The organism is Vibrio methylphosphonaticus, assembly GCF_023634655.1.
Lineage (GTDB): Bacteria > Pseudomonadota > Gammaproteobacteria > Enterobacterales > Vibrionaceae > Vibrio > Vibrio methylphosphonaticus.
Map to the genome: position 1 here is coordinate 36481 of NZ_JAMKMS010000010.1, position 23479 is coordinate 59959.

The following is a 23479-nucleotide window of genomic DNA, read 5'->3' on the forward strand; positions in this document are numbered from 1 at the left end:
TTTTAGCAAAGCCCCGCGAGGGGCTTTTTTGGGTTTAAGCTATAGAGTGGCGAATCCCCAATGCTTAAAATCAGCAATTCAGATTCGAGTTAAGAAATCGCACCTTTAAGGAGCTTCTCCGGGATCGTCTGACTTACCTTGATTGTATAAAATCCATTGGCTGATTTATAATCAGTTTTCATTAACTGATCGTCAAAGTGAGCTTTCAACCTAGATGAAAGCTCTAGGATAACTTCATCTAATCTAAATTATTGGGTTCGGTATTTGAAAGTACCTTAAGCCTCAGGGTAAGATCATGAAAACCCGTTATGGAATAAGGGTTCAGGCGTGATGAGCTAATGACCCAAAATAGCGTGAACATCTCAAAATAACAACTTAATAAACGATCGATTTGACGATCAATGTTGGCTGTGATCATATACTATCTTTTGCAAGGTATATGGCATGGACGAAAAAAGCCTCTTGGAACACATTTCAGTTATTAGAGATCCTCGTCAATCGTGGAAAATAGAGCATTCACTAACGGATATTATTTTCCTGATGGTCGCTGCAGTAATAGCAGGAGCCGAAGGGTGGGAAGATATTGAGGACTTTGGTGAAGATAACTTAGAGTGGCTTCGTCAATATGGTGACTTCAGTAATGGTATTCCAGTTCACGATACAATAGCTCGAGTTATTAATCTTATATCAGCTAAGCAATTACAACGGTGTTTCTCATCCTGGATGAAAGATTGTCATGATGTAACCTCAGGCGAAGTTATTGCAATCGATGGCAAAACGCTCAGAGGCACTTACAACAAAGATAAGCGTTGTGGTGCCATTCATATGGTCAGTGCGTTTAGCGCGGCAAATCAAGTTGTTCTTGGGCAAGTAAAGACATCCGAAAAGAGTAATGAGATTAAAGCAATACCAGAGCTACTCGAACTTTTATCAATTCGTGGATGCATTGTTACCATTGATGCGATGGGTTGCCAGAGGCAAATAGCAGAGAAAATAGTGAATAAGGGAGCTGACTATTTATTAGCTGTGAAAGGAAATCAAAAACGGCTTGAAGAAGCGATATCAGAAATATTTAATTCGCGGACAATAAATACGTTTGGTGGCGATAAATATGTTACTCAAGAAAATGGGCATGGTCGCACTGAAACACGAGTCAGTATGGTTGAACCCAATACTGATTTTTTAGGTGACTTAGCGTTTAATTGGCCAAACTTATCAACTGTTGGCGTAGTATTCTCAATCCGTCAAGAAGGTGACAAGCTTCCAGAAACGATGCAAGTTAAATACTACATCAGTTCAGCGTCACTGAGCGCTAAAGCTTTGCTTGAAAGTACTAGAGCGCATTGGAGCATTGAAAATCAAATGCACTGGCGCTTGGATGTTGGCTTCAATGAAGATGCTTGCCGAATACGCAGAGAGCAAGCGGGAGAAAATTTTGCTGTGGTGCGTCATATAGCTTTGAATTTACTTACAGCAGAAAAATCATTTAACGGTGGGATCAAGAGGAAGCAGAAGAAAGCAAATCGAAGTAACGCTTATCTTTCTCAAATCCTTGCGGGGCAAGGGGTTTCGTAATCTTGCCCTGCCTTAAGCCTGAATGATTTGAAGCACTTTTGAGTTAGAAAGTGCCACGGGTAAAAATTCAGACTGTGACGTTTTTGGATAGAATTGAGCTTCAAATATCGAACCTTAGCGGCTCATGAATAACTATAGACATATCAAGTCCAAAATCGCTTAATTTAGTGTCCAGCATTGATGGTGCTGTTCGCTTCGTGAAGCAGGAATCATAACTCAGCATGGAGTCAGAATGTTGGCACACACCACCAGCCGATGGCCTATTCCTCCACCGCAAAATTGGAAGTATGTACCTGCTGGCTTCTCTCCTTGGATCCAAGATGAATATCAGGAGCTTCGTGAATCCCATTTGTTCACCAGTCACAGATTCTTAAGCGATTGCGGTCTTTAAAGTGATCATTTCAAATCGATTAACCGTATTACCGGTTACTCGAACTAAAATGAGTCAAACCTATGAAATATTCGCAGCTGTGCGCCACCGCCCTAATCGCGAGCCTAACAAGTTCATTCGCCTACTCAGCCAGCTGCCCAGAGATACTTAACGGCAAACAAAGGCTGTTAAATTCAAACGAAGAGATTGAGCTGTGTGAAGAATTTCAGGGTAAAACATTATTGATTGTAAACACGGCAAGTCAGTGCGGTTTCACTCCTCAGTTCGAGCAACTTGAACAGCTTCACCAAACGTACAAAAACAAAGGGTTCACGGTTGTTGGTTTCCCAAGTAATGATTTTCGTCAAGACAGAGGAAGCGAGGCGCAATCTGCTAAAATCTGCTACCTTGACTATGGTGTGACCTTTCCTATGATGGCGCGTGGAGCACTCTCTGGGCCTGACGCTAATCCAGTCTTTGCGAAAATTCAGCAACAAGCAGGTGTCAAACCTCAATGGAATTTCTACAAGTTCTTGGTCAACAAAGAAGGGAAAGTCGTCGCAACCTTTCCGAGCTCTACAACGCCAACCAGTCCTACCCTCAAAAATGCGATAGAGCAGCAGCTATGAGGTCAGATTACATAGCGACAACTCAAACACGCAACACTATGACCAAACTTGGTTATATGGGTTTAGTTCCCTTTTTATGCGGCCTGTTGTTATCGCTCACCGATATCCAACTCTTTATCTTTAGTGGCGAAACACTGTTCATCACCTACAGCGTGGTTATTTTGAGCTTTTTATCGGGTATCTTATGGGGCAATGGGATAGAGAACTTCGAAAGTCAGTCCAGCAACAAAGCGCTAATCCTGAGCAATGTTATTGTATTGAGTGCTTGGCTAGCGGTGCTACTCGGTGAGCAGAAGGAGTTCTTCACCACTCTAATTCTTATCATCGGCTACATAGCAGTTTGGCGGTCAGAAAGGTCAATGAGAGAAGAGAACCAAAGTGAAAGCCCCGACGGCTATTTTGATATGCGAACCAGATTAACCTCTAGCGTGGTGTTAATGCACGGTATAGTAATGTTGACCTAAGCGAGTGATGCCTGCGTTTGAACAGACACAACGTTTTTCGTGTTTAATGCCCTTAAACACACCTGTTCTCAAAGCCTAGGTATATTGGATATTTCCAATTATCTCCGCGTACACAATTATCTGAATTACCCGTTAATTATCTGAATCACCCATTATCAGGGGCGAAGATTCCGCCCCTGAGTTAGATAGGTTAACCAAGATCACTATGCAATATTTGACAACCTTGACATTGGTAGTGATACACGACGTCCCGTTTGAGAATCAAAAATAAAGGCATCTTCAAGGTTAAACCCAACGCTAATCAATTGCCCTTCTTTAATCTGGTGTTTCCGATCAACACTCAGTAAGAATTTGTGTTCAGACGAAGTGCAGTGAACGATACGGCTACTCCCCGTCGTCTCCACCAGCTCTACGTCTGCTTGCCATTGAATTGCTTTATTGGCACTTTCTTCGAGTATGCTCATTTTATCAGGTCTAATTCCAAGCAAATATTCACCCTGCTGCTGTAAATTCGCGGAAACATCCCATGAAACATCGGCTCCTTTCAATTCCGCGGTTTGCTGCGTGACTAGCAAAGGTAATATATTCGTTGCGGGACTTCCGATAAAGGACGCAACAAATACATTCGCGGGGTTATCATAAATCTCTTCAGGGCTAGCAAACTGTTGCAAAACACCGTCTTTCATCACAGCTATCTTGTCTGCCAGTGTCAGGGCCTCAACTTGATCATGAGTAACATACACGGTTGTATTCCCTAACTTGCGGTGCAATTGCTTTATCTGAGCACGCATAGAGTTACGCAATTCTGCATCAAGGTTCGATAGTGGCTCATCCATCAAATAAATCCCGGCATCACGTGCAATCGCGCGCCCCATAGCAACGCGTTGACGCTGACCACCAGACAATAAGCCGGGTTTCTTATCTAAATGTTCGGATAAACGCAGGGATTTAGCCACCTCCTCAGCACGCAGATGTCGAGTCTGTTTGTCCATACCACGAAGCTCCAGACTAAAAGCAATGTTATCTCGAACGGTAAGGTGCGGGTACAGCGCATAGTTTTGAAATACAAAGGCCAGATCACGGTCTTGAGGAGATACATCGTTCACGCGTTTATTGTTTATCAGTAAATCACCCTTTGTGATGTGCTCTAACCCAGCAATCATGCGTAAAAGCGTGGATTTTCCGCAGCCAGATGGACCTACAATAACGATAAATTCACCACTTTTAATATCCATATTTACATCGTGGATCACTTGGTTATCACCCGAATAGGTTTTGTCGATATTCTTTAGTGTAATAGCGGTCATTATTGAGTCCTCAACATAAATTGGTTGCGCAATAATAGCGCTAAGTCTGGTCGATCCGTCGTAAATGCATACATTCCAAGTGCCAATGCTTTGTTAATGTCAGCTTCATTGTGCGCGCCGTAGCAGCCATATTCTAAATGGCTCGCTTTGACTGCTTGTTGGGTCTCTTCCATAATTTGACTCACATGCACAGAGACTTCATTTACTTTGGTATCCATTGCAATCTGAGCGACTTTTTCAGCACCGAGTAGGCTTGGCATATTGCGAGCAACCAACCAAATCGTAAACATCTTGGGCGCTTTAGAAGCAACCTCTGCGAGAACTTCGCAATTAAATGAGGAAATAATGCATTTCTCTTTCATGCCAGTCTCTTCCAATTCACTCAGCACTTGTGCAACGATATTTGGGTAAGGGACTTTATTGATGTCTCCCTTAATCTCAAGTCGTAATTGGATATCACTATTACGATAGAGTTCGCACAGTTCCCTAAGTGTCATGATGCGTTGACCGCCAGAGTAATTAACACTGCCCTGCGATAGTTCCTGCCACGTTATGTCATTCACTGGCCCTGTCATATTTGTGGTGCGATCTAACGTGGCATCATGGTGCACTACAAGAACGCCATCTTTGGTTGGATGCACATCAAACTCAACCAACTCTACAGGCAGCTTTAATGTATTTTCAAATGCTCGGCGGCTGTTTTCACCCCAGAGTAAAGTGCCACCACGGTGTGATGCGATTAGTGATTTCATCATTGGATACTTCTTATTTCAGTGCGCCCATGGCAATGCCACGAACCAAATGTTTTTCGACAAGCTTAAAGCAGAGTAAAGTGGGCAGCATAGTAAGTGTTGCGCCCGCCATCACCAGTGGCCAATTCACCATTCCATCATCTGCTGCGCCCGCATAAAGACGAGACAGTGCTATTTGTAACGTACGCACGTCTTCACTATCAGTAGAAATTAGTGGCCAAATGTAGGAGTTCCACTCACCTAGAAACGTGAATAAAGCCATGGCTGCTATTGCTGGACGTGCCATAGGTACAATCACTTTCCAAAGCACTTGTAAATGTGTTGCGCCATCTATCCAAGCGGCTTCATCCATCGCCTTGGGAATATTTTTGAAATATTGACGTAAGAAAAAGGTGACGAAACCACTCGCTATGGATGGCAAGATAAGTGTCCAATAACTGTCGAGTAAGCCTACTTTAGCCATATTTAGGTAGTTAGGAATTAGGCTGATATGGCCAGGCACCATTAGCGTTGCAACCACAAGCCAAAATAAAAATTCTCGGCCTTTAAATTCAATGCGGCTAAAAGCGTAAGCAGCACAAACCGAAACCGTAAGGCTTAATACTGTCACCGCAATCGAAACTACTGCCGTATTAAACAAGTACAAAGGAAAGTTCATTTCAGTAAATGCAAAGGCATAGTTTTCTAGTGAGAACCGAAGCTCGCCAGTCGAGTAGGCATCAAACGGTATCAGCGACAAAAATATGCCGTAGCCAATCGGGAACAAGAACAGCAAAGCAAATGCAGTCAATACAACAGACGATAATGACCAACGCACTTTCTTTGGTTCAGAATTAATAATACTAGCGGCCTTCATAGTGAACCTTTTTACCTATAAGTTTTGATTTAACTACGGCTAAAGCCAACAGGATGACAAATAAGATGACGGCTAGTGCCGAGCCCTGACCAATATCAAACAACTCAAAGCCTGTTCGATAGAGTAAGTTAACCAACATATCGGTAGCGAACGCTGGGCCACCATTGGTCATGACATTCACGATGGTAAAAATCTGAAAAGACTCTACGACAGAAATTATCAACAGGAAGTATGTCGTTGGCATGACTAAAGGAAACGTGACTCGGCGGAATACATGCAGTTTTTTTCCGCCATCAACCTGGGATGCTTCATAGAGCTCTTTAGGAATGGCCTGTAAACCAGCGACATAAATCACCATGTCGTAACCGAGCTGCTTCCACGTGTTGACGATGATGATCACCCACAACGCCAACATTGGAGACTGCAACCATGTCACTTTATCAACGCCAAACACAGCAAGAATCGAGTTTATCAAGCCGAAATCGGTGGCAAAGATCCAGCTCCAGATAACCGAAATCGCGACTGTCGATGTTACAGACGGCAAGAAATAGGCACCACGCAAAAATCGAACTAACTTCGTCTCTGTCACCAAAAAATTGGCGAGAAACAAAGCCAAGCCTAAACGAATGGGCACGGAAACCACGACGAAAATTAGGGTAATGATGAGTGAGTTTTTAAACTCGTCACCTTCTAATAGATATCGGTAGTTATCTAAGCCAACAAATGGCATATCGCTGCTAAGGAAGTTCCAGCTATGAAAGCTATAGAAGAACGACGATACAATCGGCCAATAAGTAAATATACCTATCAGCAAGATACACGGTAATACAAAAAAATAGGGGGTTAGTTTTTTCATCAATCTATTAAGGTTAAGTGAAGGCAGGAACCCCTGCCTTTATGGTTTTATAGACGTGACTCTACTCGAGAATGGAAGGCTTTTAATGCGTCATCGGCACTTCTCATGCCAAGCGCAATTGACTCCCACACACCACTTTCTTGTGAACGAATCCAAGCCATTGCAGGTGGGCGAGCTCGGCCTTGCGCGACAGGAAGCTGGTCCATAGCGGCTGCAAACTCTTTTTGATCTTGTAGAAGTTCTTTTGAAGAGCTCAACTCAAGAGCTTGAGTATTGACTGGCATGTAACCGCTATGTTGAAACCATTTTGCACTTGGTTCTGCAGACGCTAGGTACTGCATAAACTGCCATGACGCTTTTTGTTTTTCTTCACCGATATTTGCCAACATTCCGATACCCGCACCACCAATTGGTACTCGGCATTCCACTGTACAAGGCATCGGTAGTACCGCTAGATTGTCACCTAGTGCACGCTTGTAGTCGCCAAGGTTGCCAGTGCTATCAAAGTGAATCGCGACTCGACCGGAACTAAAGTGTTGTTTCACCATTTTCTCATCTGTCACGCTCTCTGCAGAAGCAACTCGATGCTTATGGTATAAATCCCCCATCCACTGGAAGGCATCTATGGTACGTTGGTTGTTAAAACCTGACTCATTCGTTACAGGATCAACCCAATCACCACCATTTTGCATAACTAGTGCAAAACGCGTGAATTGACTTGGAGTATTGATGCCATAAATATTCTCAGAACCGAGTTGATTCTGGACTGTCTTTGCTACCTCGAGAATTTGGTCAAAATCAGTCATCGCCGGAAGGTCCTTGATACCGGCTTTTGCCAGAAGAGCTTTGTTAACATACATCAACGGTGTAGAAGAGTTGAATGGCATGATGTAGTTGCCGTCTTTGTAATTGCCGATCTCTTTCGCAAATGGTTGAAGTTGTTCGGTAAACTCAAGATTTGAATCGTAGTAGTGATTCAAATCAGTCAGAACCTCAGCTTCCGCAAACACACCGTACTGTGTCACCTCGAGTACAGCCATATCAGGATTTCGACGAGCAGGAATTGAAGCCTGAAGTTTCGTAATAATGTCGGCATACTTGCCATTATAGGTTGCATTGACTTCAACACCTTCATGAGCTGCATTAAAATCGTTGATGATGCTTTGTAGTACAGCTTCCGCATCACCCGTTTGGTTGTGCCAAAGATCAACTTGAACAGGTTTGGCTATTGAGCTTGCTGTAACGAGCGAAAGTGCCACTGTAGATAGACGCAGTTTCATGTTTCATTCCATTTATTGAAAAACTGCTGAGCATGCTAAGCACACACGATGACACTTTAGTTACATATATAATTGCATTTCTTGAATATGACCATGCAACAATTGCAGAATTATATTAAGTGACTGTATTTATAGTTAATAATTGACAGCGTAAATATTGCGAAACTCAGTATTAATGCAACTTTGAAATTAAATGGTCATGAACGAACAGTATGCTCTAGCAAACTTTTGATGACTGAACACCATGAACAACTTCAAACCTAATAATCAATCACAATTAGAGAGTATTTTCGAGCGTTTGATTAGCAATGAAGCTAAGAGCTACACCAGAAAGGAACAGCGTATCGTCGACTACTACTTAAGTAATGATGCTCATGTTGATTTATCAGGTAAAGAAATCGCCAACGCCTTACAAATTCACCCTTCTACTTTAGTCCGTTTGGCGCAAAAACTCGGCTTTAAAGGGCACCCCGAACTTAAACATTATTTACGAAAGAAAAACCAGCTCTTCGAAGACGCAAGTAAGCGCCATCAGCACACGAAGAATCAGATAGATGGAAATGTGCTACAAGCGACAATTGAACAAGAAATTGAACATCTTAAGTTGATGACAACGGCACTGACACAAACTCAACTTGACCAACCCTGTCAGTTAATAATTAGTGCGAGTAAGGTGTTTGTTAATGGCCAAGATAATGTCGAAGGGTTTGCTGACCATTTTTCAAGGCGACTGATGCGCTCAGGTTTTGACGCAAATACCGTATCTCTCAATCACTCTAAATTCGCGGAGCGTTTTGCTCAATCTTCAGAAGGAGATGTCCTAATTCTATTGTTTAACAATAGTCTAAGTGACCAAACCAAAAGCTTAATCACTATTGCTCGTAACCTAAAACTAACGATTATCGCCATTACCGATTTAGGTTCAGCGACGTTACCAAAAGACATTCAGCTGTTACGAATTTATAGAGGTGAGCATAAAGGAACGAAATCTGTCAGCCCTTCTTTGGTCATTACGAATGCGATGATAAGAAACCTTACCGCTTTGGCACCTGAGAGAACTATGCAAGGATTGCAAAAGTTTGAGTCAATTCGGACGACAGTAGATTCGCTCTATCGTTAATCGACAGATATTCAACGAGGCGAGACTGAGCCTTACTCAAAATGAGCTAATATTTCGTTTTATGATTGTATTAGCTCCACTCGTTTTGGCTTGGCTTTAGTCCTAGCCCGCAATTTCTCCTACTTTATCTACTTTGCTCTTTGTTTCATATTGTTGTCATATATTCCGCTTAAATTACCCCCCAACATTTAGCAACCAACATTATAAATAGAAGCGATATGCCAAAGGCGAAGAATCCTCTTGATAGCAAAATCATTGCACTGCTCCAAAACAGCGGAATGATCAAAAGTGAAGCACAACTTCAGTTAAAAAAGCACGTTTACAAACTAGAACCTAATGAAATAAAACAGATTAATAACTACTCGACACACTTTGGTTTAAATGCAAAGCAGAACTTGATTGATGAGATTTTAGATATTCGCCGAGACACCATGATTGCTAAGTTAACCTCACAATCTAAGGTACACGAGCTTGTAACGGATTAACCAATTTGACCATGTCGCTAGGATTTGCGTCATGAGGAAAAGTTCGTCACATACCAAATTAAATGTCATACAGAATATCTAACGTGAAACACAATGGTCGGGTGGACGACACGTGTTACCAAGTGCCAACTAGAAGACTTCTACGCAACCTCATTGACCAGCCAGCCCCCACCTACTATCTCAATTAAACCGCCTAGACCGCCAACTTCTTGAAAACGAAGATCTTCTAAGGCGCTTAACTCATCAGTCACTTCAATCAATTTGAGCAAAAAACCTCATCCGACTCTTAACGAGTGTGTATTTTAAAGGTAGAACTCAGCATCAATGTGTCACTACATGCAATAATGCAGGTTAGATAGCCGAAACCAAGACTAGCCAAACATTATTTAATCCATATAAACCTGAAATTCGCTTAGAATTAATGCTGAATTAGCTCAATAACGAACAGGGTACGAATGATCACTTGGAAGCAATCTCTAGATGGATATGAATGGCTAATTCATCAGATTTGGTACCTAGAAGTTGGGCATGATGAAACCATTGCGGCGCCGCCACAATTGATCCCGAACCCGAGAGCGCATCTGCTCTTTACCCCTCCTACTCAGAATTACCATTATGACAACGGGCAGCAGATCATGACGGGTCATGGTAGCCATTTGCTCTCGGCATCGGAACATTTGCTTATCATGGATGATGTAGCTCCCTTAAAGCGAATTGGCATCACCTTTCAACCAGACGCGCTCTATTTGATCAACCAAAAATCTTCTGAGCTAACAAACCAATGTGGCTGGTACGATTGGCTGGAGACACACTTCAATCCGCAGTTTCAACGGGAATTATTGAACTGCGTTTCTCAGCAAGAGATTGTTGACTGTATCGAAACGCAGCTGAAACACTTGGGATTGAGTTATCGGCAAGACAAAGCGCATTCGCTGGTGAATCGAGCTTTATCACTAATAGGCGAGTGGTTATCTGAAAATGATGCCATTGAATTGGATGTCGAACGGCTCGCACAGGGTTGTCATAGTACTCGGCGTACGCTTGAGCGTCACTTTCGGCAAGTCACGGGGCTTAGTATAAAGAAGTATCAATTGATGTTAAAACTCGAGCGGATGGTCATTGCACTTTATGAAGAAAAAGGGTCTGTGGATTGGGCTGAGTTTTCACAACGATTTGGGTTTAGCGATCAGTCACACCTTATCAAGCAACTTAAGCAGCAAATAAAGCGGACACCGAATCGTTATCTCGATCAGCGAGACCTCACCATCGATATCTATGGTGACTTTGAGCCGTAATTTGTCGCAAAAGTACAATTCACTTCTGGTGAAAGCCATTAAGATAGCCCGTAAATAACGAGGTAACCCATGTCATATTCAAAATTAAAACACGGCGAGTCAATGCCATTAAGCGACACGCTATCTATCCAATTAATCCAACAGAAAGATCTCGTCGATATCTTCAAAATGTTTGAAGACGAAAAAGTTAACCAGTACCTTTTCTTTGCACCGGCAGACGAAAGCTTATATCAAGCCTTTTTTGGTCCTATCGTTGAAAACACTGAAGCGGCGCTTAAAGAACAGCAATGGCCGGACAATCCAACGTTTGTCATTAGAGATCATCAAGGGCAGTACATGGGGATGACGGCGATTACTCAAGTGATGTTCTTAGAGGGCAACCGCGAAGTAGGCTATCAGCTTCCAGTGCATGCATGGGGTCAAGGTATCGCCACTCTAGCTTGCCAACTGATGACTGAATTAGCGTTTAACGACCTGGGCAGCCATAAAGTGTGCGCGGACTGTTACGGCTCTAATACTGGCTCGTACAAGACACTTGAAAAATGTGGCTATGTTCAGGAAGGTGCGCATGCTGACTACTACAAAACGGCACAAGGGTTTGATTCTAAACTGTTCTATGGTCTCACTAAGCAGCAGTATTTAAACAACGCTTGATACCCGTGTCCTATCGAATTATGAGAAGTTAAGTGGTTAAGTGGTTAAGTGGTTAAGTGGTTAAGTGGTTAAGGCTATCAAATAAGCTTTTTGCTCTTTAACCACTTTAACCCTTCTCTTTTGGCCAGTCCGTCAATTTTCTCTATTTCGATAAATCGAACGACAGATTCTGCATCGGTTTTTGAATACTCTCTTAGCATCCATCCAATGGCTTTTTGAATGAAAAACTCTTTGTCTGAGCGATTCTCTCGAATAAGTTCAAACAGTAGATCCTTGTCAGTCTCCTGTTTGAACTTTAACTGATAAAGTAATGTAGAACGGCGCAACCAAATATTGTCTGAAAGACGCCAGCGCCCTATTACCTCTGACGTTTCTTCAGGAAAGCGACGATAAAAGCTGGCTAGGATATGAGTCGCTAGCATGTCCACCGTATCCCACCATGATTTCGTCGTGATCCAACGTTCTAAATCCTTCAGCATAGCCAGTGGCAATTGTTGCTTTAATTTGATGAGTAGGTCTACCGCGACCAATTGAAACTCGCGTTCGGGTGACGCCCATAACTCATCAATCACGTCTGGGATTTCATCAAAAGAAGGGAGCTGCTCTTTAGCAAATAACGGCTTTAATGCTGTTCTTCTTGGCATCGATTGAATACCGAAGAACTGATATTGCCCACGCATGTATGCTTTCATAAAACTGGCGTTTTCAGCGTTCGCCAGAGGTTCCAACGCCAGTTTTACAGATTGATTCCACGAATGCATAACTTAACTCCACTCCTCGATACTAATTTTAAGCTAACCTGCTAGTCTCGCCATTCTAGAATTTCGAACCCTAGTCCTTTTGCGCTCACTTTATCAGGTTCCGTCATAGGGACCGAATAATCGCCAACAGGGCAAGCTGAGACAGCAACAAGTATGTCCATATCGGCCACAAATTCCACGTAGTCACCCGGACTACTTTGGCTAGGCATACTATCACCACTGCCATCCATCTGGATAAAACTAGGTTGGAACACCATAAAGTTATCGTGAATGATGTCTTGCTCTCCCATGCCAAACTCCGTCACAGCCTGAATACCGTTATCATGACAGCTGTTATGCCCTTTCACTCCACTTAGTAATTCCCATTGAGCTTGAGTACAGTGTCCGCCCAACGCAACGTGGTTATGGAAGTGTTCAGGTAGAACTGGATTTCCAGAATGCTCCACCAGCATGGTGGCCATTGGTCGAACATTAGGCATGCACGACCATAGTTGATTATACTGCGCTAGGTAAGCCCCTTCGTACAAGAAGGTGGTATGTCCCATAAAATGTTCTGTGCGGTCATGTTGGTTAAACACCCACACATCCCCTATCTGAGGACCATCCGCTTGAATAATACGGAACACTTGCCCTTTATTTACTTTAAACGCTTTCCCGCTGTGGCGTTCAATGTACCCTTTAGATACTGAGTGCAGCTGGTCTCGCTTTGTCATCATCTCAAGGTACTTATTGTCGATAGGTGTGCCCATCAGCATGCCGCTTGTTTTTGTCTTTTGCATAATTTAGCCCCTTACCAGTTGATTCGCTGACGGTCTGTAAAGAAACCGGCTGTCGGTCCATTTTCATCAAGTGTTGCCAGCCAAGCAGGTGTATCTGCCCCCTCTTTTACTGTTTTTGGTCGCTCTTGCGCCTCACCGTAGTCAGGTAAATCGTCGAGGTTCATATCCGTTTCTACCCAACCAGGGCAACAACTGTTCACTTTTCCATTGAAGGGTTCGAGCGCTTTGGCAAAGAGCACGGTGTTGGCATTAACCCCCACCTTACTCATTTGGTAGGCGGCGCAGATATCATCTTTGAGAGGTGAATTCATATCACTTAGCTGCTCTAACTGAGCCACTTGAGTCGCTAAATTAACAATGCGGGGAGCCTTAGATTTTTTAAGCAGCGGAACCAACGACTGCGTGAGCAAAAACGGCCCTATTTGGTTAATCTCCAGAACATCACGAAGCATTTGCTCTTGAAGCTCGATTGGGCCAATCCCAAAGTCTTTGAGGATGGCAGCGTTATTCACCAACACATCCAGCTGACCAAACTTCGACTGAATGACATTGTAAGCAGCAGTGAAAGTCGTGCTGTCTGCTAAGTTAAGATCAACCGCGATAGCATGGTGACCGCTTTGTCTAAACTGTGCGGCTTTTTCACTGCAATCTTGAATATCGGCCATCACTACCGCATACCCTTTGGCAAGTAAAAGCTCACACGTTGCATAACCAATTCCTTGGTAAGCGCCGGTAATCATTGCTACTTTCATATTCTTTCTCCTACAAGTTATTACTTGCCTTTTACTATATCGAACTTGTCTTTATAATATTTGTCCTTATAGCTCAATCTGATGCGGAGACGAATATGGATATTGCAAAAGCACTAGGCTCTCTAGCGATCGAGAATGACTACAATCATGACACGCTAAAAAACCTAAAAACATTATTCCGACGCTATCAACTCACGAATTCATTGAGCATTCACATCGATGAATTACTTCTTTCTAAGCAAGATATTGGTCGAGTCGCGCTTAGACAGATCCAGAAAACATCAATAGAAAATATGCTTCAAGCAGGACACTCGGATGCTGGGTTTGCTCTGGGAGGCTTATTCAACGTGGCAAGTTTTGGGGCGTTTAATATTGCGTTACAAAGCGCGCCTAACCTAGCAAGTTCTGTACGTTTGATTTCGCAGTATGCACCTCAGTTTGAGGCGATTCTAAAAATACACCTATGCGAAGACACTAGTAGACTTTACATTGGGTTTTCAGACGACCAGTCCCCCCTTGCATGGCAGTATGAAGATGCGCTCATGGCTTGTTGGCAAATGCTCACACAATTGGCACAAACCCAGCTAACGCCGCGAAGAGTATCGCTGCAAGCCCCAGCAAAAAAGCACAGTATCGCGCGCACATCGCCCTTTTCGGTTGATATTGAATTCAATGCTCAACGTACATTTATCGAGCTACCTAAAGCCGACTGGTTAAGATCAATCGGTGCGCCATCGTCAACCGTAACATCGCTATTCGAATCATGGGCGGTACATAGCAATCAAGAGAATATGATGTGGTTATCTGAGCTCTATCGGACTATCTATGAGCAACTATCTCGGCAAGGAAAACCCGTTAACCTAACTCTCATTGCCAACCAATCCCACTGCAGTATTGCAACAGTTAAACGTCGCCTAGCCAAGCATGACAAAACGTTAACTCAGATGAAAGATGAGGTTGCTATGCTGGTGAGTTACCACTATATCACCATGACAACGCTACCATTTCTCACCATCGCCGACTGGCTTGGTTTTAGCGACAGCGCCAATTTTTGTAGAGCTTGTAAACGGTGGTTTAGAACTACACCAAGTGCACTACGTAACGCGACCTCGGCAACCACTATGGCGAAAAACGGTTAGTTTTCGTGGTGTTATTAAATGGCTACCTTAAGCTGTGGGCGCTTATTTGAAATGCCGAGTTACCAGCACTCGTATAATGAAGAGAAATTAGGTCAAGGCGTTGAGTACGTGATGAATGACGACGCGAACAAAGTGATAATGAAAGACGGCAAGGTCGACAAAAAGACCTTATAGCCTGAATGTAACGGCTTAGTTGCAAACACCTTAAATGTAAAAAGAGCCCAATATTAGGCTCTTTTTGTAAGCAATAACATGAAACTACTCATGATAGTCAACGACCGATGAAGCATTGAGTTGGTAACCCATCGTCACGTCAGCATCCCCATCAACAAGGTAGACATTATCTGTCTTTAAGTTGGAGGAAATCACGCCTTCAACCCAAACCGGATATTGCACGGTGTCCACTTCATATCCTTGCGGATAGGACACTCGGACAATTTGATTCGCCGCAGGAGGAGGCAAATGAATGCAAGCCCCAGCGGTAGGAACAAGCAAAAATTCCGTTGCGACTAGAGGCGCGCTAAATTCGATGGGAACGAGAAACCCCGGAATTTTGACGTTCTGCCCATCAAAGTCAGACGTTACGGCTTGTGCGACACGCTGCTCATTTTGGATATACTCGGCGCGAAGTTTTAGTAATCCATCCGCATTTAATCCATCCGCTTTTAGGGTTGCTTTAAGTTCAAGTAAATCTTTCTTGGTCTCGGGATCATCAAATTGACTAAGCGTGAGTATTTGCTGAAGAATCATTTTTTGTTGATAGCTTAGCTCTGGCAACACCATTTGATTTTCTACCTGTGCGGGTTTTAAATCCTGCCAATCTAATTGGGTTGGTTCACTAGAAAAACTACAAAATGATACAGCCGATAACGAAATCATCGATGCAAAGAGGACGAATAATCTATTCAATGCTTGGGTTCACTTATTGGTTGGTGGGAAGTCACTCCAGGGACTTCATCGTCTGAGTAAAAAGCCGATGAAGCATACCATGCGACTTATTCTCATGTCTGGTATCTAATCTTTAAATGGTCAAAAACAGGCGTTGCTGAGTTGAACAAGTAAACGAGCGTTAACAGCCTGAACCTTAAGTCGTTGAGTTATGCCCAATTTAGATGCGTCGTTATGGTCGTTTTCAAAAACTGCGATGACCAGAATAAACCGAGCACCTGAATTCGGCCTATTGGTGACTATCCTCTGCGTTTTTTAAACGAATGCCAGCCTGCACTAAACATCGTTTTCAGTACCACACCCAATGCGCTCAATTTCGGGTCAGCATCCTTTCCATCCGCGATTCGCCACATTTGATGTTCATACCAAACCAAACCAACCATCGCCATTTTATCGAGTGCAGGTTTGCCTGTCGTCGGCACAATCAAAGGCATACCGTAATTGGGGTTTTCAACAAGCTTATTTGGAAAGTCAGGATCGACCGCCATGGTACGCGCGATGCCGATAAAATCGGTCGCGGAAGTGCTTAATGCTTCATTCATTGCAGGCGCGGTGCGAAAACCACCTGTCACTACGAGCGGTGTATCCACCAGCTTTCTCACTTTTTCCATATAATCCAAAAAATAAGCTTCGCGTTTGACGGTGCTCGCTTTGACGGGCTCATGTTTATCTTTAGCCCCCATCATTGAAGGGCTTTCATAAGTCCCTCCCGATATTTCGATGAGATCAATGCCATTTGCACTAAGCGCTTGGACAACCTGCATAGACTCTTCTTCAGTAAAGCCCCCTTTCATAAAGTCGGCGCTGTTGAGTTTAATGCCCACAGGAAAGTCATTACCCACCTCACGACGGATCGCCTGATAAACCTCAACAACAAAACGAAGTCTATTCTCCAGTGACCCTCCCCATTGGTCTTGACGCTGGTTATGCCTCGAAGATAAAAACTGGCTAACCAGATAACCATGCGCGCCATGAATTTGCACCCCGGTAAAACCCGCTTGCTTGGCAAGTTTGGCACTTAACGCGAATTTATTGATAATATCGTAGATTTCCGTTTCTTTTAGCTCACGCGGGGTATTAAAGCCTTTTTCTAATCCACGTCCGAGTGAAATTGCAGAAGGGGCAACCGGCTCAGCGCATAAAAATTTCGGAATTTGCTTACCTGGATGGTTTAGTTGCATCCACACGTGAGTACCATTTTGTTTTCCAGCGTCTGCCCACGCCCTAAAGCACGCTAAATCACTGTTCTCATCTAACACCACGTTTTTAGGCTCGCCCAACGCACCTCGGTCCACCATAACATTACCCGTAATCGCTAAACCGATACCGCCTTCCGCCCATCGCTGATACAGGGTTACTAAGCCGGCTGTAGGGTTATGTTGCTTGTCAGCGAGCTGTTCACTCATCGCCGATTTAAACAGTCTATTTTTAATCGATTGACCATTCGTTAAGGAGAAAGACTCGCTGATATTAATTGAATTCATACATACTCTTATGTGTTATCTGGTTTAGTGCGATGGCTTCGCCGTGCGCTTTATTATCGTTGGTGTCGAATTGTCGGGGTCGAAAACATCATTGTTTAGAAACGTCATTGTTGAGAAACATCATGGGCGAATGATTTAGCCATGACAAAATGTTCAAGCTTCATAATTTGTTGCTCAGGGATTTTTCTGCCGACCGGAGTAAAATACACGTCGTTGAGATCAGCCAACGATTTATTTTCTTGCAGTGAAAATCCTTTTTGAGACAACAACGTGTCGATTTCTTCCGCGCAATACAAGGATATCCACGGCTCACCAACTTTCGCCGATAACTGTTGAATCATTTTCGCTCGCTTCGCGGCTTTTGGGTAGCCTTGCCCAAAACAACGCTCAGGATCGGTGTTTAAAGCTTGATCGACATAAGACATGATAAATGTCGCGTCTGTATGTTCAGTTAAGGCGGCTAATTCATCGATGGTCGATGCTAATGCCGCTTTGGTGATGTACTGAGAAACACCCTCGAGTGTAAACACCGTTGATTTACTTCGGTCAAAACCGGCGGAAAGCAGTTGTTCACTAAGCGACTGGTGGTTAAAGTCAACGCTCACATAAGTCACGTTTTCTTCATTTTTCAGCGCATTAGGCAGTTTTTCTCGCTTTCTAGCCTGGACATCGAATTGATCGACTTCAAAGATCGTCAGTGACGGTGGCAGTTCAAGGCGATGCGCTCTCGTATCATACCCTGCCCCTAAAATGACATATTGTTCCATACCATTCTGGGCACCGTCTTTAATACGATCATCAATAAAACGGGTTCGGGAAATTAGATGCTCATGGAACCCGGGGGCAAACTTTTGAGTCATCCAAACACTTAGTCTATGTCCCATCAGTTTGATTAAGCTCGTACCGAAAACAAAACAAGCCGCATAAGGGTCATAGATGATGCGCTTTTTCGGGTTGGCAAGTGATTCAATCAAGCGTTGCTTCGCTACCCCTTGCGCGGTGCCATCTTTGCCAAATAATTCGTTCTTCATAAGCTCCCTTACATTAAAGACAGACACTCTAGCCCCAAGGTATCGACAATCAACACGCTACACTCTTTCACAAAACGAGGTCAACTGATGATCGCGTAATTGAGACACACTCCGTCTCGCTTCTTCCACCGATACTCAATGTAATGATACGTCTGGTTACTAAGCAACAGCGATTATTTGATCTATTAGTAATGACAAGTCGCAGACAGTCAGTTACCATCGCCATTAAATATTAATGATAACTATTTTCACCTTTAACCACCACTTCATCACTAGCAGTATTTCTCATGACTATCTCCCACAAAGACTATTACAAAATTGCTCTGCCCTTCATTATTTCCACTGTGACGCAACCTTTGCTTGGCGCAGTTGATACTGCCGTTATTGGTCAGCTTGGTATCGCTGAACTCATTGGTGGGGTAGCTATCGGCACTGTTATCATGAATACCCTATACTGGCTGTTTGGTTTTTTCCGCGTCAGTACGACAGGACAAAGTGCGATGGCGCTGGGTAAAGGCGATCAGCAATTACTGACAAGCAGTTTAATGCGACCATTTATGCTGTCAGCGTTGATTGGATTGTGTTTTATTGCGCTACAGTCGTTCATTTGGCAAGGCGCACTCTGGGTGATGGAGCCTGAGGTCGCTGTCGCTGAGCAGGCATACATATACTTCCAAGTTTTGATTTATGGCGCGCCTTTCGTTCTACTTAACTACACCATTATTGGTTGGTTGATGGGGCAAGCTAAAGCCAAAGAAACGCTCTACACACAAGTGTTCGGCAATGTCTTAAACATTGTCCTTAATGTTATTTTTGTCCTGCACTTCGACTTGAGCGTGGCCGGGGTTGCCTATGCGAGTTTGATCTCTCAGATCATCACCTTCATCATTGGCGTGACCTTAGTACTAAAAACCAGCCAGCTTTCGGTCACGACATTTCTTACTTCGACAAAAATGAGCAAGCAAGATCTTGCGACTATCGTTTCTTCCAACACGGACTTACTGCTGCGCACTGTGTGCATTCTGGTGTTCTTTAACATGATGGCGAGAACAGGTTCTAAACTGGGTACCGATGTTCTCGCCACCAATGCCATTCTCATGCAAATTACGTTCATCATCAGCTATATGTTTGATGGGATCGCCAACGCCTCAAGCGTTTTTGCAGGTAAAGCGGTTGGTCAGAAAAGCGCTAATATGTTAAATCGCGTCATCACGCTGAATGCCCAATGGACCATGGGATTTGTTGTCATTCTCACTACTATCACCCTTGTTTTCCAAAATCAGTTTGTTTATCTCTTTACCGATTTGCCTAACATTGTCCATCTATATCAACAGATGACACCTTGGCTCATTCTGTTCCCTTTCGTTGCGGGGTTTGGCTTAACGGTATATGGCATTTTCACTGGCACGGGTACAACGAGACCTGTCAGAAACTCTAGTATCGCCACTCTTTGCTTATTTTTGTTGGTTCTCTCCATTGCCGTAGAAGGATGGGGAAACCATGGTTTATGGTTAGCTTTTACACTATTTTATTGCGGGCGTATTGCTTTCCTATATCCATTCATTAGTCAGGTTAAGAAAAAGGCGATGGCGTTTTAGCCCTAGGACCCGTTCGGGTTGGTTAGTAACAGGATGCGAAAACCGAAAAGGAGTGCCGAGAGTTTGGTACTTCTTTATCGCGCTTTCTTTACAAATCAATGATATTAATAAAACGATGATTAACAGCCTTGTTAATCCTTCTCATGGCGAAAGATAGATGTTAACATTGTTATGTTATAACGTTTTATATTGAGTAGTTTCCGTGACATCCCCTCTTCTTTCTGTCGATCAGCTTTCCATAAAAAGTACTGACAAAACTCTGTTTCAAGATGTTCAGTTCAATGTGCATGCAGGGGAAGTGCTAGCCGTGATGGGCCCCTCTGGTATTGGTAAGTCTATGCTGTCAAAGGCTATCGCAGGCTTCACACCCGAGACGATAACGGTATCTGGTGACATCATACTAGACGGCACTAACGTCTGCGCAATGCCTTTACTCACTAGAACACCTCAACAAAGGGTCGCGTTTATTTTCCAAGACGCGCTGCAAGCGCTTAATCCTCTGGTTTCAGTGCAAAGCCAATTATGCCTCGCACTGACTTCGCGTCGCACGACACCGACAGCCCAAGACAAAACAACGATAAATCAGTGGCTTAACAAATTAGGTTTCCAACATCCTCAGCAAATATTACCTCTAACACCAAGTCAGCTATCTGGTGGACAACGACAACGTATTTGCATTGCTATGGGGCTACTTGGTCAGGCGAAAGTACTCATTGCTGATGAACCTACAAGCGCGCTGGACCCCGTTACCGAGCAAGAAATATTAACGTTAATTCACCACAGCGTGAAACAAAATGGCATGGCTGGCATTGTGATAACCCACGATCTTCATAGCGCAATGAAGTGCGATAAGTTACTCGTTATTGATGAAGGGAGAGTCATCGCGTATGGCGAACCTAAAGCCTGTCTGCTAGGCAGCTCACATGAATTTTGTCGTTCTTTGAGAACATTGATTCAATGAGTGAATTAACGCAAGAAATAATAACGCCGCAGCACGATGACTCTGCCAACAGCGTACATTTTCATAATGTTAGCGTGCAGTATTTTACGCTTCCAAAATGGTTAGGAGGGAAGCCTTTTAAGGCCCTCGATAACATTTCTTTGGCAATAGAACAGCAAAACCTTGCCATTGTCGGGCCATCTGGAGCGGGAAAATCAACACTTATTGAACTGTTGTTTGGCTTGAAATCACCTTCTTCAGGCCAGGTCGAGATTTGTGGGATCAAACTTCCTATCCGTTCTCAGCAAGACAGAAGCAAAATATGCCGGCAAATACAAATGATGCCTCAAGAGCCCCATACGAGCTTGAACCCATATTATAATCTGGGTCAAATTCTGGTTGAGCCATTGGTGAATCTCAGTATTAGTGGCGATCATACTGCGCTAGCCAAACAGGCGTTAGCGGATGTAGGGTTACCCAACCACCTGCTGGCATTCACACCGAACCAACTATCCACAGGTCAAGCTCAGCGAGTGGCACTGGCAAGAGCACTTATTGTGGAGCCCTCGGTATTGGTTGCCGATGAGCCTACTAGCAGCTTAGATCCGGTGAATCGACAGCGAGTCATTGACCTTCTTAACTCGCTTAAGCGTAAACGAAAACTCACCCTAATCTTAGTCACTCATGATCTTCAAGCAGCGCACGCCTTGTGCGATGAACTGCTCGTCCTAGACCATGGTTGCGTCGTTGAATATGGCGCTTGCAAACACATCATGAGCGCTCCGAGTCATCCCGTCACTCAAGCGCTCATTTCAGCGCAGGCGGCGTTGAATTTCGACCACCTAGACCTAGATCTAGAGCGCCTCCACAACATCAAACCTTAGAGAATATAGAATGCGTTTTAATTCCATTAAACTGGCTTGTGCACTCGCTTTTGCCCTGCCACTCACCGGCTGTTTTGACTCAAAAACAGACACTAGTGAACCCGTCGCTAAATCTGAAATCCGTGTTGCAATGATGCAGCCTCCACGTACCGGACTATCACCGCTTTCTGACGATGCATTTAAACTATCCCGCTGGAGTACGGCTGAAACCTTAATCAACCTCACGCCAACATCTGAAGCGGAACCCATGCTGGCGACCGATTGGAAGCAAGTCGACCCACTGACATGGCAATTCACTATTCGCCAAGGTGTGACGTTTCATGATGGATCGGTTCTTGATGCAAATGCCGTCGCTAATTCCCTGCAAAAGGCACTACTTGCTGCACCAAAGCCACGAATTCTGGACGGTATTGATCTTGAAATAATCGCACTCGATCAGAGTCATGTTGAGATTAAAACCAGCTTCAACGACCCACTGCTGCCGAGCCGATTGTCTAGCCCGCAGCTATCGATTCTCTCAACCAACGCTTATAAAGAAAACGGTCGAGTCGTTCCGACAGGCATGGGAACAGGACCATTTGAACTTGTTGAAATCAACGGGACCACCAGCGCTAAATTAACGCGCTTTGATGGTTACTGGGGTGAAAAAGCCAACATCGAAACTGTGATCGCAGAATATGTGCCAAATGGTTTTGCCCGCGCCGCCGCGCTTCGCACCGGAACTGCCGATGTGGTAGAAGCGGTACCCGTGTCTCAAATTGCGACGATTGATTCAGAACTGCTATATGAAGTAGCAATGCCACGTACCAATACGCTGTATCTGAACAGTAAATCGGGCGTCTTTAACCAATTAGAAATGCGTAAAATCGCCGCCGCAGCCGTTGACAGAAAGCAGATCATTAACACTGTTTACGAAAACCATGCAGACATCGCTGAAGGTTTGTTAGGTCCCGCATTAGCGTGGGCTGGCCCAATTCGAACCGAGGTTGGCGCAGAAGCATTGGTGGTTGATAACACGAAAAAGGCGAACGGTGAGAAAATCGTTATTGGTACGTTTACTGACCGAGCTGAGCTGCCAGAAGTGGCTGCACTGCTAAAGCAGCAACTTGAAGCCGCCGCTTTTCAAGTTGAACTCGATATCCGCGAATATGCGCAGATCGAAAACGATGCACTAGCAGGGAGATTTGATGCCTTTATCCTCTCCCGAGCAACCGTGTTAGATTCGGGTGATCCTGTGGCTTACATGATGAGTGATTTTGGGTGTGAAGGCTCTTTTAACTTAGGTCAGTTTTGTTCAGAAGATGTCGATAACGCATTAACGCACGCGGACTTACAACCATTAGGTCCTCTGCGCCAAAAAGCCATTATTGCCGCCGAGCAAAAGATCCTTAATGACTATGCCGCTATCCCTTTGCTTCATGAGCGAGTCATTCAAGGCGAAAGTACCCGAGTAGTCGATGTCGTGCGCGATCCAAGTGAGCGCCGTCTTATCAATGCATCGACCAAGGTAAACTAACGCG

At 44.1% G+C, this 23479-nt stretch carries 24 protein-coding genes and 2 pseudogenes; 14 read left to right on the top strand and 12 right to left on the bottom strand.

Translation table 11 applies throughout. From position 1 onward, the window contains the following. The first annotated feature begins 444 nt into the window (after window positions 1-444). The 4 genes and pseudogenes from M9196_RS13060 to M9196_RS13075 all read left to right on the top strand — a co-directional run bounded on the left by M9196_RS13060 (window position 445) and on the right by M9196_RS13075 (window position 3038). Window positions 445-1575, top strand: a complete 1131-nt coding sequence (locus M9196_RS13060; protein ID WP_250617965.1) for an ISAs1 family transposase — start codon at window positions 445-447, stop codon at window positions 1573-1575. A gap of 193 nt (window positions 1576-1768) precedes the next feature. Continuing rightward, a pseudogene (locus tag M9196_RS13065) lies at window positions 1769-1949 on the top strand (hypothetical protein); the annotation flags it as partial. Window positions 1950-2028: 79 nt separating this feature from the next. Then, the gene (locus M9196_RS13070; protein ID WP_250617966.1) at window positions 2029-2574 is read left to right on the top strand and encodes a glutathione peroxidase; all 546 of its coding nucleotides are present in this window, start codon (window positions 2029-2031) and stop codon (window positions 2572-2574) included. Next, window positions 2571-3038, top strand: coding sequence for a DUF3429 domain-containing protein (locus M9196_RS13075; protein ID WP_250617967.1), 468 nt, complete (start codon window positions 2571-2573; stop codon window positions 3036-3038). Before M9196_RS13070 ends, M9196_RS13075 begins: the two co-directional genes overlap by 4 nt. A 203-nt stretch (window positions 3039-3241) precedes the next feature. Here M9196_RS13075 and M9196_RS13080 read toward each other — a convergent pair whose 3' ends face one another. Genes M9196_RS13080 through M9196_RS13100 form a run of 5 tightly spaced genes read right to left on the bottom strand, consistent with a single transcriptional unit; the run spans window position 3242 to window position 8089 of the window. Next, window positions 3242-4345: an ABC transporter ATP-binding protein gene (locus M9196_RS13080; protein WP_250617968.1), complete on the bottom strand. Its 1104-nt coding sequence runs from the start codon at window positions 4343-4345 to the stop codon at window positions 3242-3244. Beyond that, window positions 4345-5100, bottom strand: a complete 756-nt coding sequence (locus tag M9196_RS13085) for a glycerophosphodiester phosphodiesterase family protein (RefSeq protein ID WP_250617969.1) — start codon at window positions 5098-5100, stop codon at window positions 4345-4347. The genes M9196_RS13080 and M9196_RS13085 overlap by 1 nt, the downstream gene beginning before the upstream one ends. A 10-nt stretch (window positions 5101-5110) precedes the next feature. Then, complete coding sequence (locus tag M9196_RS13090; RefSeq protein WP_250617970.1) at window positions 5111-5953, bottom strand: carbohydrate ABC transporter permease; 843 nt, start codon at window positions 5951-5953, stop codon at window positions 5111-5113. After that, window positions 5940-6809 (bottom strand): carbohydrate ABC transporter permease, encoded by an 870-nt coding sequence (locus tag M9196_RS13095; RefSeq protein ID WP_250617971.1) that lies wholly within the window; start codon window positions 6807-6809, stop codon window positions 5940-5942. Before M9196_RS13095 ends, M9196_RS13090 begins: the two co-directional genes overlap by 14 nt. A 47-nt stretch (window positions 6810-6856) precedes the next feature. Then, on the bottom strand, window positions 6857-8089 hold the full coding sequence (locus M9196_RS13100) for an ABC transporter substrate-binding protein (RefSeq protein WP_250617972.1): 1233 nt from the start codon (window positions 8087-8089) through the stop codon (window positions 6857-6859). Window positions 8090-8333: 244 nt separating this feature from the next. On the opposite strand from M9196_RS13100, the gene M9196_RS13105 reads away from it, so the two are divergent. After that, complete coding sequence (locus M9196_RS13105) at window positions 8334-9209, top strand: MurR/RpiR family transcriptional regulator (protein ID WP_250617973.1); 876 nt, start codon at window positions 8334-8336, stop codon at window positions 9207-9209. Window positions 9210-9427: 218 nt separating this feature from the next. Beyond that, window positions 9428-9694 carry a hypothetical protein gene (locus tag M9196_RS13110; protein ID WP_250617974.1) on the top strand — a complete coding sequence of 89 codons (267 nt, stop codon included), beginning with the start codon at window positions 9428-9430 and terminating at the stop codon, window positions 9692-9694. Between the two features lie 140 nt (window positions 9695-9834). Here M9196_RS13110 and M9196_RS23550 read toward each other — a convergent pair whose 3' ends face one another. Further along, the gene (locus M9196_RS23550) at window positions 9835-9963 is read right to left on the bottom strand and encodes a hypothetical protein (RefSeq protein ID WP_284677178.1); all 129 of its coding nucleotides are present in this window, start codon (window positions 9961-9963) and stop codon (window positions 9835-9837) included. 186 nt (window positions 9964-10149) lie between these two features. Here M9196_RS23550 and M9196_RS13115 point away from each other — a divergent pair, with 186 nt between their 5' ends. After that, window positions 10150-10989, top strand: a complete 840-nt coding sequence (locus tag M9196_RS13115; protein WP_250617975.1) for an AraC family transcriptional regulator — start codon at window positions 10150-10152, stop codon at window positions 10987-10989. A 69-nt stretch (window positions 10990-11058) separates the two neighbouring features. After that, a complete protein-coding gene (locus tag M9196_RS13120; protein WP_250617976.1) occupies window positions 11059-11643 on the top strand; it encodes a GNAT family N-acetyltransferase in 585 nt (194 codons plus the stop codon). A gap of 77 nt (window positions 11644-11720) precedes the next feature. On the opposite strand, the gene M9196_RS13125 is transcribed toward M9196_RS13120, so the two are convergent. From M9196_RS13125 to M9196_RS13135, 3 genes are read right to left on the bottom strand one after another with little or no spacing between them, the layout of a single operon-like run. After that, window positions 11721-12404 carry a DNA alkylation repair protein gene (locus tag M9196_RS13125; protein ID WP_250617977.1) on the bottom strand — a complete coding sequence of 228 codons (684 nt, stop codon included), beginning with the start codon at window positions 12402-12404 and terminating at the stop codon, window positions 11721-11723. A 41-nt stretch (window positions 12405-12445) separates the two neighbouring features. Continuing rightward, on the bottom strand, window positions 12446-13183 hold the full coding sequence (locus M9196_RS13130) for a DUF1989 domain-containing protein (RefSeq protein ID WP_250617978.1): 738 nt from the start codon (window positions 13181-13183) through the stop codon (window positions 12446-12448). A gap of 11 nt (window positions 13184-13194) precedes the next feature. Then, complete coding sequence (locus tag M9196_RS13135; RefSeq protein WP_250617979.1) at window positions 13195-13935, bottom strand: SDR family NAD(P)-dependent oxidoreductase; 741 nt, start codon at window positions 13933-13935, stop codon at window positions 13195-13197. Between the two features lie 95 nt (window positions 13936-14030). Here M9196_RS13135 and M9196_RS23730 point away from each other — a divergent pair, with 95 nt between their 5' ends. Beyond that, a complete protein-coding gene (locus M9196_RS23730; RefSeq protein WP_406707685.1) occupies window positions 14031-15074 on the top strand; it encodes an AraC family transcriptional regulator ligand-binding domain-containing protein in 1044 nt (347 codons plus the stop codon). A gap of 18 nt (window positions 15075-15092) precedes the next feature. Next, a pseudogene (locus M9196_RS23735) lies at window positions 15093-15248 on the top strand (metal-dependent hydrolase family protein); the annotation flags it as partial. 84 nt (window positions 15249-15332) lie between these two features. Here the strand turns inward: M9196_RS23735 and M9196_RS13150 are convergent. The 3 genes from M9196_RS13150 to M9196_RS13160 form a co-directional block, all read right to left on the bottom strand. Next, window positions 15333-15983, bottom strand: coding sequence for a DUF3299 domain-containing protein (locus M9196_RS13150; protein ID WP_250617980.1), 651 nt, complete (start codon window positions 15981-15983; stop codon window positions 15333-15335). A 278-nt stretch (window positions 15984-16261) separates the two neighbouring features. Then, entirely contained in the window at window positions 16262-17506 is a 1245-nt protein-coding gene (locus M9196_RS13155) for an NADH:flavin oxidoreductase/NADH oxidase family protein (RefSeq protein ID WP_250617981.1), read from the bottom strand. A 104-nt stretch (window positions 17507-17610) separates the two neighbouring features. Further along, a complete protein-coding gene (locus tag M9196_RS13160) occupies window positions 17611-18537 on the bottom strand; it encodes a class I SAM-dependent methyltransferase (protein WP_250617982.1) in 927 nt (308 codons plus the stop codon). A 287-nt stretch (window positions 18538-18824) separates the two neighbouring features. Between M9196_RS13160 and M9196_RS13165 the strand changes: the two genes are divergently transcribed. The 4 genes from M9196_RS13165 to M9196_RS13180 all read left to right on the top strand — a co-directional run bounded on the left by M9196_RS13165 (window position 18825) and on the right by M9196_RS13180 (window position 23475). Continuing rightward, on the top strand, window positions 18825-20135 hold the full coding sequence (locus tag M9196_RS13165; RefSeq protein WP_250617983.1) for an MATE family efflux transporter: 1311 nt from the start codon (window positions 18825-18827) through the stop codon (window positions 20133-20135). A 202-nt stretch (window positions 20136-20337) separates the two neighbouring features. After that, a complete protein-coding gene (locus M9196_RS13170) occupies window positions 20338-21096 on the top strand; it encodes an ATP-binding cassette domain-containing protein (RefSeq protein WP_250617984.1) in 759 nt (252 codons plus the stop codon). Beyond that, complete coding sequence (locus M9196_RS13175) at window positions 21084-21959, top strand: ABC transporter ATP-binding protein (protein ID WP_406707687.1); 876 nt, start codon at window positions 21084-21086, stop codon at window positions 21957-21959. The genes M9196_RS13170 and M9196_RS13175 overlap by 13 nt, the downstream gene beginning before the upstream one ends. 10 nt (window positions 21960-21969) lie before the next feature. Next, window positions 21970-23475: an ABC transporter substrate-binding protein gene (locus M9196_RS13180; protein WP_250617986.1), complete on the top strand. Its 1506-nt coding sequence runs from the start codon at window positions 21970-21972 to the stop codon at window positions 23473-23475. Window positions 23476-23479: the final 4 nt, after the last annotated feature.

Coding starts and splice junctions, on each gene's coding strand:
- M9196_RS13060 (WP_250617965.1), top strand. CDS start 445: ATGGACGAAAAAAGCCTCTTGGAACACATTTCAGTTATTAGAGATCCT.
- M9196_RS13070 (WP_250617966.1), top strand. CDS start 2,029: ATGAAATATTCGCAGCTGTGCGCCACCGCCCTAATCGCGAGCCTAACA.
- M9196_RS13075 (WP_250617967.1), top strand. CDS start 2,571: ATGAGGTCAGATTACATAGCGACAACTCAAACACGCAACACTATGACC.
- M9196_RS13080 (WP_250617968.1), bottom strand. CDS start 4,345: ATGACCGCTATTACACTAAAGAATATCGACAAAACCTATTCGGGTGAT.
- M9196_RS13085 (WP_250617969.1), bottom strand. CDS start 5,100: ATGATGAAATCACTAATCGCATCACACCGTGGTGGCACTTTACTCTGG.
- M9196_RS13090 (WP_250617970.1), bottom strand. CDS start 5,953: ATGAAGGCCGCTAGTATTATTAATTCTGAACCAAAGAAAGTGCGTTGG.
- M9196_RS13095 (WP_250617971.1), bottom strand. CDS start 6,809: ATGAAAAAACTAACCCCCTATTTTTTTGTATTACCGTGTATCTTGCTG.
- M9196_RS13100 (WP_250617972.1), bottom strand. CDS start 8,089: ATGAAACTGCGTCTATCTACAGTGGCACTTTCGCTCGTTACAGCAAGC.
- M9196_RS13105 (WP_250617973.1), top strand. CDS start 8,334: ATGAACAACTTCAAACCTAATAATCAATCACAATTAGAGAGTATTTTC.
- M9196_RS13110 (WP_250617974.1), top strand. CDS start 9,428: ATGCCAAAGGCGAAGAATCCTCTTGATAGCAAAATCATTGCACTGCTC.
- M9196_RS13115 (WP_250617975.1), top strand. CDS start 10,150: ATGATCACTTGGAAGCAATCTCTAGATGGATATGAATGGCTAATTCAT.
- M9196_RS13120 (WP_250617976.1), top strand. CDS start 11,059: ATGTCATATTCAAAATTAAAACACGGCGAGTCAATGCCATTAAGCGAC.
- M9196_RS13125 (WP_250617977.1), bottom strand. CDS start 12,404: ATGCATTCGTGGAATCAATCTGTAAAACTGGCGTTGGAACCTCTGGCG.
- M9196_RS13130 (WP_250617978.1), bottom strand. CDS start 13,183: ATGCAAAAGACAAAAACAAGCGGCATGCTGATGGGCACACCTATCGAC.
- M9196_RS13135 (WP_250617979.1), bottom strand. CDS start 13,935: ATGAAAGTAGCAATGATTACCGGCGCTTACCAAGGAATTGGTTATGCA.
- M9196_RS23730 (WP_406707685.1), top strand. CDS start 14,031: ATGGATATTGCAAAAGCACTAGGCTCTCTAGCGATCGAGAATGACTAC.
- M9196_RS13155 (WP_250617981.1), bottom strand. CDS start 17,506: ATGAATTCAATTAATATCAGCGAGTCTTTCTCCTTAACGAATGGTCAA.
- M9196_RS13160 (WP_250617982.1), bottom strand. CDS start 18,537: ATGAAGAACGAATTATTTGGCAAAGATGGCACCGCGCAAGGGGTAGCG.
- M9196_RS13165 (WP_250617983.1), top strand. CDS start 18,825: ATGACTATCTCCCACAAAGACTATTACAAAATTGCTCTGCCCTTCATT.
- M9196_RS13180 (WP_250617986.1), top strand. CDS start 21,970: ATGCGTTTTAATTCCATTAAACTGGCTTGTGCACTCGCTTTTGCCCTG.